The organism is Frankia sp. Mgl5 (assembly GCF_023242985.1).
Lineage (GTDB): Bacteria > Actinomycetota > Actinomycetes > Frankiales > Frankiaceae > Parafrankia > Parafrankia soli.
This window is the reverse complement of sequence record NZ_JALKFY010000808.1, coordinates 43255-55566: the sequence shown is the minus strand read 5'-3', so window position 1 is coordinate 55566 and position 12312 is coordinate 43255. Positions and strand designations below refer to the sequence as shown.

At 69.3% G+C, this 12312-nt stretch carries 8 protein-coding genes; all 8 read right to left on the bottom strand.

Annotated features, from left to right (window positions below):
- Window positions 1-784: 784 nt before the first annotated feature.
- Window positions 785-1138, bottom strand: a complete 354-nt coding sequence (locus MXD62_RS30290) for a hypothetical protein (RefSeq protein ID WP_248832784.1) — start codon at window positions 1136-1138, stop codon at window positions 785-787.
- A gap of 1028 nt (window positions 1139-2166) precedes the next feature.
- Window positions 2167-3360, bottom strand: coding sequence for a methyltransferase, FxLD system (gene fxlM, locus MXD62_RS30285; RefSeq protein WP_248832783.1), 1194 nt, complete (start codon window positions 3358-3360; stop codon window positions 2167-2169).
- A gap of 135 nt (window positions 3361-3495) precedes the next feature.
- Complete coding sequence (locus MXD62_RS30280; RefSeq protein ID WP_248832782.1) at window positions 3496-4281, bottom strand: SAM-dependent methyltransferase; 786 nt, start codon at window positions 4279-4281, stop codon at window positions 3496-3498.
- 272 nt (window positions 4282-4553) lie between these two features.
- Window positions 4554-5663, bottom strand: a complete 1110-nt coding sequence (locus MXD62_RS30275; protein ID WP_248832781.1) for a hypothetical protein — start codon at window positions 5661-5663, stop codon at window positions 4554-4556.
- A gap of 16 nt (window positions 5664-5679) precedes the next feature.
- Window positions 5680-6882, bottom strand: a complete 1203-nt coding sequence (gene fxlM, locus MXD62_RS30270; RefSeq protein ID WP_248832780.1) for a methyltransferase, FxLD system — start codon at window positions 6880-6882, stop codon at window positions 5680-5682.
- Between the two features lie 5 nt (window positions 6883-6887).
- Complete coding sequence (locus MXD62_RS30265) at window positions 6888-7667, bottom strand: thiopeptide-type bacteriocin biosynthesis protein (RefSeq protein WP_308301351.1); 780 nt, start codon at window positions 7665-7667, stop codon at window positions 6888-6890.
- A 32-nt stretch (window positions 7668-7699) separates the two neighbouring features.
- A complete protein-coding gene (locus MXD62_RS30260) occupies window positions 7700-9010 on the bottom strand; it encodes a lanthionine synthetase C family protein (protein WP_248832779.1) in 1311 nt (436 codons plus the stop codon).
- Complete coding sequence (locus MXD62_RS30255) at window positions 9007-12210, bottom strand: lantibiotic dehydratase (RefSeq protein WP_248832778.1); 3204 nt, start codon at window positions 12208-12210, stop codon at window positions 9007-9009. The genes MXD62_RS30260 and MXD62_RS30255 overlap by 4 nt, the downstream gene beginning before the upstream one ends.
- Window positions 12211-12312 lie beyond the last annotated feature (102 nt).

Below are 12312 nucleotides of genomic sequence, written 5' to 3'. Positions count from 1 at the left end.
CCCCCCGGCTGACCCGCCGAACTACGCGCGAACGCGATCGAGCACTCCGATCCGGCTGCCGGGTCATCGACACCCGGCCGAAACGCCCGGCCTGGACCCGCACAGCGGATCTGCCCACCGGCCCCGAAATCCCACAACACCGACACCGGCCGCGCCGTCGCCGTCACCGACACCCCCGGCACCGCCGCCGTCGCAGATACCGGCCCCCACCCACCCGAAATCCACAACCACACCGGAACCCCGACCGTCTGCACCACATCCAGGCCGGGAGACACCTCTACCACCGGAGACGGCAACACCAGCTGACTCACGGCCCGCTGCGCCACTACCTCCGGCGAAGGCGGAACAACCGCACCAATTGCCGCATCCGGCCGCCACACCACCGCCCCGCTGCCACTCAATCCAACGCATTTACGCTCATACCAAGAACCTGCCACACCTGGAGTCGCCTCCCGCGTTTCCAATTCAGGTGTCGCCACAAATCCAGCGGCGCTCTTGTAGTAGCAGCCGTCGTTTGCGAGCCATCCGAGTTCAGGATCTACACAGCGCACGGGCTCATGTGTAAAGGGGCTCGTGCATTCGCGATCTGCCTGCGGTTGGGTCGAGTGAGGGGGTGCGGGACGTAGAGGCGCAGGACTAGCCGGATCTGGTCGATTTTCTGCAAATAGGTCGCACTGCTCGGCCTTCGGGTTGCACTCGACGTAGCCGAGGGGAGTTCGTGCTGCGGCCGGGCCGGCCAAGACGAACCCTAAAAAGAGCGCCACGCTAATCGCTGCCCACCATCTCAGCACGTCCCGACTGTTTGCACGACAAGCCGATCTATCTTCCATGCTCCGGCCATTTCCAAGGCCAGGGCCTGGGTAAGGCGCCGACCTCCCGTCTCATCGTCCTGACGTTGCCCGTCGGCCCGATAGTTCAGCCAGTCGCGGTCGTCAACGCAGTCCTCGATAACTGCTTGGTCTGGCGCCTCCGGCGGAGATACGGATGTGACGCGAGGCTGCAGCACCGGATTCCCGCGACTTACAACGCCGTCACTCTTGTTCAGATAGATGTTCTTGTAGATAAGGCTCAATGCCTCGCCGCTAGCATGATGCGCAAGATCAGGATTTTGATAGTCGGAGGTCTCCGCGAGGCGCACCCAGTCTTCCCACATGCCCCGGTAAGCGGCGAGGGCATCGCGCTCAGCGACCTGTGCCGCGGTCAACGACGCTGAGGGGCTGGCCGGGGAGGGAATGGGCCGGGCCGTTGCTGGAGGTGCCGGCGCTGGTGGGGCGCCGGTGCCGTCGGCGCAGGCGCTGGTTGCCAGTAGGGCCAGCAGGGCGACCGTGCCGCCGAGCGACCATCCGTGCCGCCTCACGTTCCGTTACCCATCTGACCCGTGCCCCTCGCTTAAGTGACCCCCTCAAGGTGCGAGAGTTATAGACCCTCTACACCAAGTGAGGACAAGGGGTGTAAATCTCACAGGAGACACGGTGGGCGGAACGGTCTAGGCTGCGCCGGAGCAATCCGGTCAGCTACTCTGAGTAGCTTATCGTCTCAAGTGCGAAGGCTGGGCAGGCGGCCAAAGCGCTGCGGCCAGGCGGTCGGTCCCGGTGGCCGGTCCGCGGGGGACGGCGATCGCGAATGCGGAAAACCGCTGGTCAGATCCCTGGCCTTCCGCGGCCCCCTCAACCCAGGCATTTGTCGATCTTGTTTTGTCCTCGACGTTTGCCTCAGGGTGGCCTGCTCGGCTCGGCGAGTCCAGGAGTTGACTCAACGTAGTGGGCCCCGGTTAGTCTGAGGGCATCTTCTCGTGCCGATGCAAGTGCATGGCAGGTTCATGCAAAATTGTTTTAACCCAGAGGATCAATAATCTGCCATGGTCGGGGCGCTGGAAGCTCCGTGGCGCGACGGACAGTCATCTTCCTGCCTGGCCCTCCCTGTGGGTACCGGGCGACACGGGCTGATCAGAAGGCAATGTCCCGGCGGTTGTCCCTGGTCGGGATCGTGCCCGGCGCAGACATGCCGTCACGCGGCGGGCAGTGGCGGCCCATGATGATCAGGCCGGTGACCGCGAGCTAGGTGACCTCGCGGGACGCGCACCGTCAGCTGGGAGAACGCGGGCCGGCCGGACACCGACGCTTCTTCGTTGCTCGCAGTCGTACTACGCCTTGGCCAGCACCGAGGTCAGTGGGTGATCGTCAGACGATTCTCACCTTTGATGATCAGTCTGGTTCGGCTGGTGGTATTGGGTGTGCCGCGATGCAGGATGATCGTCGGGGCTGCGGTGCGGTCCCGATCCCACGCGTGGATCGCGGCGATGATCCGGTCAGCGAGCTGATGGCGTTTCGGGCCGTATCCGACGGCGCCCAGGACGTGGGTGTACCCGTCGTGTTCGCGGGTGAGAGTGAGGTAGGCCAGGGAGTCGTCCTCGACGAGAGCCGGGCTCCCGAGCGGGATCGCGGGTGTGCACAGCTGTGAGGTGACGGCGGGCCCTCGGGCAGTGATGCGGCAGCAGCCTGCTTCGGTCGCGGCGAGGCGTAGCCAAATACCGTCCACCGGGGTGTTGCGGCCCAGCGTGACACCGGAGACCGCGACCGCCCGGTCACGGTGCAGGACTCCGCTCAGTGCGGCGCTGGTGATCGGCTGGTCGTGATCCCAGACCAGGCAGACGAGGTTGTCCTGGTGGATGGACGCGGTCCGTTCCCCTTCACCGCTGATCATGGGTGTGAGGCCGGCGGGTCCGATGGTGTCGGAGACCATGCGGTCGCCCCGGTGGGCGAATCCGATGCTGTAGCTCGCGCCGCGCAGGCGTAGGGGGACGACGAGACGGCCGCCGCGGGCGAGCTGGTCCCACCAGGCCGCGGGGATGTCCCAGGTGCCGGCGGCGACGATCCGGTGGTAGGGCGCGGCGTCGGGGTGGCCGTGCCGGCCATCGCCGGTGAGCGCGGTGATCGTGGTGTGGCCGGTGGCGGTGAGGGTGTCGCGGGCCGCCGCGGTGATGTCGGGGTCGATGTCGAGGGTGGTGACGTGTCCGCCCGTGCCGGTCAGGTGGGCGAGGAGAGCGGTGGTGTAACCAGTTCCGGTGCCGACCTCGAGAACGTTCTGGTCGGGAAGGACGATGAGTTGTTCGAGTGTCGTGGCGATGGTCCCGGGCGCTGATGCCCAGCTCAGCGCCGGGCCGGCGGCGGCGCGTTTGGTGATGATGTCCTGCTCGGAGTAGGCCATCCTCGGCGGTGTGTCGGGCAGGAACAGGTGGCGGGGCACGGCGGCCATCGCGTCCGCGACGGCATCGGTGAGGACGTTCCCGGAGCGGGCGAGCCGGCGGACCATCGCCGCGTGCAAGGCGTCCGGGGAACTGTCGCGTGTGGGCAGGGTCATGGGGACGATCTCTTTCGGTGTGGTCGCCGCTGGCGGGTTATGCAGCGGGCGTGGTGGTAGCGGACCCTGATCGGGTCGCGGGCGAGGTGATTCCCTGTCCGGTCAGGACCGGCCCTGGACGAGGTACAAATCCCGTTACGGCTTTCGGGCGAGGACGGACCAGACCGACACCTGCTCGTCCACCAGCCCGTGGTCCTCTGCGGCGTCGGGTCGCCATCGGTGCGCCGCGACGATTCCGGGCTCGACCAGCTCCAACCCGTCGACGAACCGGGTCACCTCGGCGCGGCTACGCGGCTGCGCCGCGATACCCCGGTCCCGGTAGGTCTCGGCGAGCTGCCCGATGGCCTCGGCGTTGAAATCGGCGGTCACCTGCGAAAGAGCCAGGTAGCTACCCGAGGGCAACGCCTCCAGCAGCCGGCGCACCACACCGAGCGGGTCGGCCTCATCGGGCACGAAATGCAGCACCGCTATCAGCGTCAACGCGACCGGCCGAGACAGATCCAACGTGTCTCGGACCTCCGGCGACGACAGGATCCGGTCCGGGGCCAGCAGGTCGCAATCCAGATAGGCGGTGCGTCCCTGCGGCGAGCTGGTCAGCAATGCACGGGCATGCGCCAGCACGAGCGGGTCGTTATCCACGTACACCACACCCGCCTCCGGCCGCACACCCTGAGCGACCTCGTGCAGGTTCGGAGACGTCGGAATCCCCGTCCCCACATCCAGAAACTGCGAGACCCCTGCCTGCTCGGCCAGGTACTGCACAACCCGGTGCAGGAATCGTCGATTCGCCCGCGCCGCCTCCGCCACATACGGGAAAACCTCCAGCGCCGCCTCCCCGGCTTCCCGGTCCGCCGGGAAGTTATCCTTTCCTTGCAGGAAGTAATCGTAGATCCGTGCCGAGTGCGGAACGGTGGTGTGCAATTGAGTAGACGTTAGAGGGAAGGGAGTATCGTCCACGGAACTTCCTTGGCTAAACTGTAAATCGTAGGTCTTTTAGTCTGGAGATCGATGGGCGGCGCAGATGTCCTTCGTCTCCGGCATCTGCCTCAGTACCGCTGGTTGATGTGACAGCAACGTCGCAGTGCGCACAGGGTCGAGCCGGAACCGGCCCCCCGCCCGGAAGCGGGATCCTGGACAGACCCGCTTCCGGTTTCACGCGACAGGAGTGATGCTTGTCTTGCCGGTGACGCGGGTCACCGAGCAGTAAGGGCGGAGGCGGTGACCGCGGCTAGGAGCCTTCTGCGGAGCCCTTCAGGGATGTGTCCGACGCCGAGTCCGGAGCGCCGTCGTATTTCGGTGAGGAGCTCGAACTGGTCGTCGCGCAGGTAGCTGCGGGCAGCTTGGTGGTTGAGAAGGTCGCGGGCAGCGTATGCATCGCCGCTTTCCAGGGCACCACCGATGATCGTGTCGAGCGTAGGTCGCAGGTAATCGGATGTGCCCGCGAGGTCGAGAAGGCACAGCCCGAGCTGAGTGCGGAATGTCAGGTGCCCAGGGGTGTTCGACGCCGAGAGTTCGCCGATCACGCTACAGCCGTCGCCAGGAGCTTTGTGGCCTGTGATGCGGTCGTTGAAGAGACGGAGGCAGACGGCAACGGACTGTTCCCAGGGCTGGGTGGTCGCTGTGGCGGCGAGGAGCTGCTCGGCGGTGTGGTGGTCTTGACAGGCGTGGTGGGCGATGATTGCTGTTTGGCGGCCGTCGAGGAGGCGCCGCCCAATGCCTTTGTGGCGGTGGAGGTGGTCGAGGGCTTCGGTCCAGTGCCCGGTGCGGGTCAGGGCACGGGTTCCGTCGGCGAGTAGGACGGTCCACAGCCAGCTGACGAGCTGGGGATGGTCAGCAGCGGTGACGAAGTCGTCGAAGGTGAAGGTCCGGCCGTCAAGGGTGGCCTCGGTTTTCGTTGCGACGGCGCCGTAGAGCGTGGTGAGGAGACGGTGGGCACCGGGACCGTCGCCGGTGCGTAGCCGCAGCCGCGCCAGGTTGATCAGGGGCTGAAGGGCAAGTTTCGCCGTTGCCCCGTCGAGAGGGCGGTGGAACGGAAGCGTGTCGATTTGGCGCCAGCAGAGGCGGTGGGCGAGGTCAGGTAGTCCGCAGTCGCTGGCGATCAGCGCCGCGAGGTTGTGAGCTTCGGCGGCGCGCAGCAGTGCGTTGTCGCCGTCCTCGGCGGCCTGGGCGGCGAGGGCGGCGACGTGGGCGATCCGGGCGTCGAGGGCTGGGCAGGATGGCCGGTCACGGGGGACGAGGGGAAATCGTGGGGCGACGAGCGTGAACGTCGTGGGTGCCGCATCCATTGACGTGGTGAGGGCCACCGGGTCGCGCCTTTTCTCAGAGCTGCCAGCGGACGGTGAGCCGGCTGTTCGGCCGGTCGATGCGGTGTCCGGCGACGGTCTGGTCCTCCGGGGTGTCTGCGGCATGGGCGGTGACGACAGGTTCGGCAGGGCCTTCTTTGCGCCAGTGGTGCAGCAGGTCGGTGAGGTGCGCGGCGAGGGTGGCCGCGTGGGGTCCGTGGGCGGTGACGCCGAGTTCGTCGGTGTCGGGCGTGAGGGGGCGCAGCGTGATGTAGGCGATGGTGGTCCCGTCGTGGATGGTGGCTCCGGCCCAGCGTCGCGTCGGAGTGAGCTGGCTGTCGTGGCAGATGGTGGTGTCGACGGCGAGGCGGCCGAACCGGGCGCCGGCGGTGACGAGCCACAGGTCGAGGTGGGCGGTCGGTTCGTCGTCGTGGATCGTCAGCCCGGTCCACAGGCTGTGGGGTGGGCTGGCCGCCGCGGCGCGTAGCGCCGTTTCGTCGGCGGGGTCGTGGTCATCGACGCGCAGGGTGACGCCGTCCGCGAGGGTCAGCACGTGTCCGCTGTGGGCGTCGGTGCCGCGCAGGGGGACGAATCCGCAGACGAGCGCCGAGCGGCTGACCAGCCGGCCCGGCTCGACCGCGTCGAGCGGGAGGGAGCGGGTGAGGCCGCTTCCGTGGAGACGGAGGGGGACGACGATGCGGCCAGCGGGGGCAAGCTGGTTCCACCAACCCCTGGCCAGGTCCCAGGCCCCGGCCGTGATCACGATCCGGTCGTAGGGCGCCCCGCCCGGGTGGCCCGCCGCACCATCCCCATCGATCACATCGACGCGCTCGTAGCCGGCTGTGGTCAGCGCGGTGCGCGCGCCTGCGGCGAGGTCCTCGTCGATCTCGATGGTGGTCACCTGGCCGGTCGGGCCGGTGAGCTCGGCCAGGAGCGCGGCGTTGATGCCGGTGGCGGTGCCGATCTCCAGGACGCGATGGCCGGGCTGGACGTCGGCCTGTTCGAGCATGGCGGCGACGAGGCTGGGTTGCGAGGCCGAGGACAGCGCGGTGCCGTCGGGGGCTCGCCGGGTGACGACAACCTGTGGGCCGTAGGCGGTTTCCAGGTCGACGTCGGGCAGGAAAAGGTGTCGCGGCACCGTGCGGAATGCGGCTTCGACCTGGGCGGTTCGGAACGTGCCCCAGCGGCGGATGTCGGCGACCAGGTCGTCGCGGAGCTGCTCGGGGGTTCGGCTGGTCATCGTGGTCACCGTTCGTCAGGGGTCGAGCCGAGGCCATCGAAGATGATGTCGGCGGCGGTGTGGGCGAGCTGCGCCTGGTCGGAGGCGGGGATGCCGAGACGGTTCCAGGCGAACAGGATGTGATGGGCGAGAACCGCGCGGAGGCCGCGGGTGAGCTGACCCTGGTCGGCGAGGTTCGCAAGTGACCGACCAGCGTGCCGGAACGCCGCTGGCCATGCCGGCAACGCTTCGAGCGGCTGCACTGTGCGGGCGGCGAGAAGTTGCCAAACGGCGGTTCGGGCAGCCGATGCGGCGCCGGGCTGCCGTGTGCTCGCCTGGCGGGTGCGGCGGTGACCGGCGACGCGAGTCCAGACGTCACCCTGTTCGTAGTAGTCCTGGCCAGCGGACTTCAGTAGCGCCACAGCCAGTACGAGTCCGATCTCGGCCCGATGCTTAGGGCGGGCTCGGCCGAGGTGCGCGAGGACGTTGCGGCTGTCGTGGTGGAAGAGCAGATGCGCGACGTCCATGCCGGCGGGGCCGCCGAAGGCATGGATCTCAGACTCGTAGACGGCGGGCGCCCAGCGATTGACCGTGTCGCCGTCGAGCACGACACGAAGCCTGCGGTCGCCGAACCCCGCGCCGTCTCTTCCTGGACCAGGGCGCCATCGGATCCGCCAGGATGTTGCCTTCCTGGTGAACCACCACAAGCTGATCTCGTCCGCTTGCTCAGCTGTAGTCAGCAGCGGTGCCAGCTGGGTGACCCCCAGATGTTCGGCTGCCTGCCAGTCCTGGCACCACACCGTCACCCCGCACCAGGCGGACTCGGCGTCGGGAATGCTCACTCGCTGTCTCCCGAGCGCTGGGCTGGTAGGGCCGGAGGAAGGTCGAGCAGGAGCGCGGTCTCCCAGAGAGCGCCGGTGTCGGTCGTGATGGCGTGCAGGACTGCGGCTATGCCCGCCGTGCCGTCGATGAGGCCGGTGAGTCGCCAGCCGGTGCTGGGCGCTGTGTCGAGGCTGCGGAGGAGCTGGTCGATCAGGTCGGGGAGGTGGCTGGCGAGCGGGTGGAAGCGGGCGTCGGTGGCGGCGCAGCGGACGGTGGCGATCAGGCCCGCCCAGCCGTGGCAGATCGCCGGGTCGACGAACTGGGCGAGCTGAGCGGGGTTCGTGAGGCAGGCGGCGAGAGCTGCCTCAGCGCGCTGTTGCTGGGCGGTGTCAGCCAGGGCGATGGCGGCGAGCTGCTGGGCGCGGGCCAGGCCGGGAGTGCCGTAACACCAGGACGCGCGTCCTGGGCTGGGCTGGGTCGGTCGACCCGCCAGCAGGTCACTGGCGGTGATCCGTTCCGGCCACCAGGGCCCGGTGGGGCTGTCCTGGCGCCAGGCGTCCAGCCAGCGGCAGATCCGGTTAAGGGCCATGGTCTGGCCGGCGACGGTGATCCCGCGGCGGTGGGTGAGAGCCAGCAGGGCAAGCGGTCCCGCGATGCCGTGGGCCATGCCCAGGTCGGCGTGGCCGTCCGCGAACGGTTCGGGCGGTGCGGTGGTGGGAACGTCGATGGTCCACCAGCCGGGCGCGGCCCGCCCGGCCGTGTCCGTGGCAGGTACCGGTTCGGTGAGCCGGACGAGGTAGGTCAAGATCTGGCGGAGCTGCTCGCCGTCGGGGTCGCGGACCGCGAGGTACGCGCCGAGCCCGGTCAGGCCTCGGACCAGGTCAAATTCCGCTCGTACCGGTCGTTGTCCCGCCTCGATCCGGGCGTGGGCCGCTGTGAGCCGGCGTTCGACCAGTCTTGCGACAGCGGCATGTAGCCGCTGGGCCGTGCGCTGGTGGCGGCCGGGTGGCGGCGCCACCGTCAGTGCGAGCGCGAGCGCCGGGGCGCCGAACCACAGGCCGGCGCTCGGCCCTGCGGAAAGATCTTCGCTGGCGGCGGCTGTCAGCCAGCCGTCGGCGGTGTCCCAGTCGCCGTGGCGGGAGCTGGCGCGCACGCCATGGAGAAGCGCGACGCCGGCCGCTCCCTCTGCCAGCGACTGGCCCTGCCAGCGGGGGCTGCTGGGGCTGCGGTCGTTGCCTGTCTCGGGCGGCGGTGGCGCGGCCAGCGCGTCGGCCAGCCGGGCGGCGATGGTCGCCGTGCGGGTGCGCGGATCGCCAACCACGGTCATGAGCCTTCCGTTCCAGCCGGGACGAGACGGGCCTGCTGGTCGGTGTTGTGCCAGGCAAGGGCGACCGCGCGGGCGAGTCGGTGACAGGCACGCTCCGCCGTCGCGTCGATGCCGTGGGCACGGACGTAGTGCAGATGCAGCAGCGACCCCAGCACCTCGCTGTGATCCGGCCGGCCCGGTGATGCGGCGAGCTGGGCCGCATAGTGTTCGGCGGCCCGGCGCCGGGCGTCCCAGGCATCGCACACCGCTGCCGGAAGCCGCGGGACCGCGCCGCCGGGAGCGGAGCCGCCACGATCTGCTCGGGACAACGCGATGGCCTGGCGCAGCACCGGCCGATGAGCTGGCACCCCGGAGGCCCGCCGGTTGTCCAGAAGCCACCGTGTTCCCGCGTGCCTGTCGCCGATCAGTGCGCAGGTCAGGTCGACCATGCTGACCGCTGTCAGCGCCGCAGGGTGCAGCGCCCGGTTGGCGGCCTGGGCGACCAGCTGGGCGACGACGGCGGCAGAGTCGGCGGCGAACAGGTTCTCGGCCGCGGCGAGCGCTTCGCCCGCGCCGTATCGGGCCGTCTCAGGGTGGTAGGTGTCGAGCACCAGATCTCCGATGAGACGCCGCGCCCGCAGCTGCTCCGCCCAGACACCGACCCGGGCTACGGCTCGCCCGTAGCTCTCGGCGGCGTCCTGGGCGTCCGGTGCGAGGCGGATCCGCAGGCGTAGATGGGGCGCGGGGTGGCGGTACCTGATGAACCACCACGGCGCAGGCACGTCCCCGGTGTCGAGCAGCGCGGGCAGGTGGCCGGTGAGGATCGTGTCGACCACGTCCGGATGGCAGTACAGCTTCGCGAAGAGCACCGTCGACCCTGGCAGGATCCCGGATGCCGCGTCGGTCACCGTCATCGGACCGGACGCCGTCACCACGGCTGGTGCCCGATGCGGGGCGACGGTGGTCGCCACGGGGAACACGATCTCGTGGGCTCGGCCGCCGGCCCAGCCGTAGTCATCTGGAGCTGGTGCCTCGCAGAGGCTGACAGCACCGCTGGCACCGTCGAGTTCAGCGCGCAGCAGGTCGCGATCCAACCGTTCGTCGAGGTCCAGCCGCAGCCGCACATCCGCCCGGCCGGTACTCACCCACCGGGGCAGTCCTGATCGCTGCCGGAGCCGCCCGAGCGCGTCAGCCCATTCCTGGTCGGCCGCCTGCGGGCCTGGGAAATCGGAAGGATGGACGCGCCAGCGGGCCGGTGCCAGAACCGTGTGACCATGGCGAACCCTCGGCAGGAACGGGAGACAACCCGCCGCGCCCCACGAGAACGGGGCGACGGTCCCGGCGCCAGCGCGGGGCAGCTCGTGTAACAGCCGCGCGAGCGGTGGGAAGGTCTGTCGGGCCGCCGCGTGCGTCAGCAACGGTTCGACGACGCAGCGGCGGGAGAGAGACACCAGGTAGAGCCGCGCGCTGTCTGCCGTGACCGCCAGGTCCGTCCACGGGATCCGGCCGTGCTGGCGCTCGCGGTGCTCGGCGAGCGAGATCCAGTCCGCCAGAATGCGGGGAGCGCGGGTGACGTTCTCCAAACGGGCATGTCCCGGGGGAAACGACAGCTGCGCTACCACCGCGCCGTCGACCACCGTGGGTAGCTGGCGGAACGCACTCACCATCCGGTGACGGTCTGCGTCAGGGAGCAGATCGAGGAATCTGCCGCTCATCGCGGTCGCGGTCCGGCTGACACCCATCACCAACAGGATGAACGCGCCTTGGCACAGGCTCGCCTCCGATGACGCCAGGACCTCGACGCAGATCTCGACATGTGGTTCCGCCCAGGACCCGTCCGCCGGCGTGGACACGGCGTCGAGGGCGGCGGTGTCCAGTACGACTTCCTGTTGGCCGTCGAGCGCCGCGCGCTGAGTGAGCTGCAGCAGGAACTCGTCGCGGAGCGGCACGCCGTCGGCAGGCTCTGTCCCTGCCGGGCCGAAGTGGGCTGGATAGCCCAGGCCGACCACCGGGTCAACCAGCTGATCAACTCGTACCAGCGCCGACTCACCGAACCTGTCGATGAATCTGCGGTGGTACTCGCGCCAGGACGGGTTGCCAGCCGGATGCGGGGTCATCCGCAGCAGCGCTCCGGCCGCCGCAGCGGCCTCCGTCGCCACCACCTCCGGCACCGTCACCGTGCAGTCCAGCCGCAGATCAACCGCGAGTGGCTGCTCAACCACCGAGCACACTGCCCGCATCCGCTCACGGACGGCCGCCAGAGGTGGCTGCGGCACCGAACCGTCCAGGCCGCGTGCTCCCACGAGGTCGGCCTGGACCAGTCGAAGGCCCTCGATGAGGGCCGCTGAGGAAGCACCGAAGCTGCCATCGGACCAGTGCGTGGTGACTGGCGCGCCTGAGTCCTCGATGCCCGTCAGCGTGCCGAGAAGGTGCGCGACGACGTCCGTGCACGTCGCAGGTGGGCGCAGGTTGCTCACGAGAACGCCGTACGTCAGTAGCTGGGCCAGCATCGCCTCGACGCCAGGGAGAGGAAGACCGAGCGTGGCCCCCACCGCATCAACAAGATCGGAAAATTGGACGGGGACCTCCGCGCACACCATTGCCGTCTGAACTGCTCGGCTGTAGCGGATCGACACCTCGGCGGGCAGGAAGCTATCTGTTGGCGGGTGGGCATGCGGGCGCCACGGAAGCACCAGCCGGCCGCCGCGGACCAGAGCCAGGTCGTTGGCCACCACGGTCAGCGCCGCGCGGATACCGCTCATGGATTCCAACCGGGCGACGACCGCAGCGAGCCATACGGAATCCGCCCGCAGGTAGAGCAGATCAGCATCAGTCCATCGCAGTGCGGACTCGTTGCCTAACCGCGCCGGGGCCACACCGACGAAGAGGCCGAACGGGGTCGCCCGCCGGCTCATCCGCACCAGATAGCGCGCCACTGCCAGCCCCAGCCGGCGCGCCCGCCGCGCGGGCGGCCTCTCCCCGCGGCACGCCTCCTCGACGCCGGCCGCCAGCACCGGGCTCGCGGTCTCCACGGCGACGGCGATGGATGGATGGGCCCAAACCTCGGCCAGCCAGGTGCACCAGCGCACCCCGTCGTCACAGTCCGCGCCAGGCCAGGCCTTCGCGGCAATCGCCTTCGCCGACTCATCCGACAGGGCAGCAGCACGGAACAGTGCGGCGTCGAGCGGCGCGTAGAGCAGCGGACTGCGCCGGGAATCCACAGCATCGCCTCCGTCTGGTGAGCAGCGGTCATGTCGCGGCACGCATGGTCCGGGTGGTGGGGGGGGGGGGGGGGGGGCCGGCGCCGCCCCGGCCCGCCGGGG

Coding starts and splice junctions, on each gene's coding strand:
- fxlM (WP_248832783.1), bottom strand. CDS start 3,360: ATGACCCTGCCCACACGCGACAGTTCCCCGGACGCCTTGCACGCGGCG.
- fxlM (WP_248832780.1), bottom strand. CDS start 6,882: ATGACCAGCCGAACCCCCGAGCAGCTCCGCGACGACCTGGTCGCCGAC.
- MXD62_RS30260 (WP_248832779.1), bottom strand. CDS start 9,010: ATGACCGTGGTTGGCGATCCGCGCACCCGCACGGCGACCATCGCCGCC.